Genomic DNA, 908 nt, shown 5'->3' on the forward strand with positions numbered 1-908 from the left:
TACACTCAACAACCACCTCTCACTATGATATCCTTTTTTTCTATCAAAATACACTAACCACCTTTATTTCATCTTTTTTTTTTTTTCTCTATTTCTCACGTCAGCGGCGTCAGATGTTTAAAAGAGACAGCGATAATCTGCTGCAAATTTTACATATTTAAATTTTTAATGACGATGTGTTGTGTTTTTTACACAGAAAACTGCCATTTTTACGAATCACTTATTAAGTGCGCACTTGTGTGATTTCCCTGATTAATTAAATCAAAGACACGAATGGCGATGTGATTGGTGATATCAACGGGCTAATAAAAAACTTGATTATCTGAAAGTATTAAATGTCGATATGATTTGGATAAACCCTCATTTGATTCGCCTAACAAGGATAACGGCTACGATATAAGTAATTATCGTGAAATCATGAAAGAATATGATACTATGAACGATTTTGATAATTTAATGTCAGAAATAAAAAAAAGAACTCGCAAAATTAAATAAGCCGCGTAAAGAAATATGTAATATAAATTCAGTAACTGAAAAAAACGATTGGAGCACATTCTCTTTAAGAAATCATGATAATCCAAGAGCAGTTTTCGCCGTCATAATTTATTTAACGTGCAAATCGATTTGCTGAGTTATTTGCTATCCATATCATCTTAATTATTATTCTATCAATGATCTTGGGCATTCGTAAACGATATTATCTATAAAGTATAAAACCCATTTAAAAGGATATTTTTTATGACTAATCATGCCTGGATGACTATCGAAGGTAAATCTCAGGGATTGATTTATGAGGGTTGCTCCACATTAGAATCCATTGGCAATATCACTTCATCCGTGAAGTACATAGTTACGCTAAAGTTTATTATTATGCAATCAACTGGCGAGCGGTATACATTCTTATAATA

At 31.6% G+C, this 908-nt stretch carries 1 pseudogene; it reads left to right on the plus strand.

Annotated features, from left to right (window positions below):
* Nucleotides 1-263: 263 nt before the first annotated feature.
* Nucleotides 264-489 (plus strand): annotated as a pseudogene (locus BIY29_RS19880) (alpha-amylase family glycosyl hydrolase); the annotation flags it as partial.
* Nucleotides 490-908 lie beyond the last annotated feature (419 nt).

This window comes from Brenneria alni, from assembly GCF_003666245.1.
Taxonomy (GTDB): domain Bacteria; phylum Pseudomonadota; class Gammaproteobacteria; order Enterobacterales; family Enterobacteriaceae; genus Brenneria; species Brenneria alni.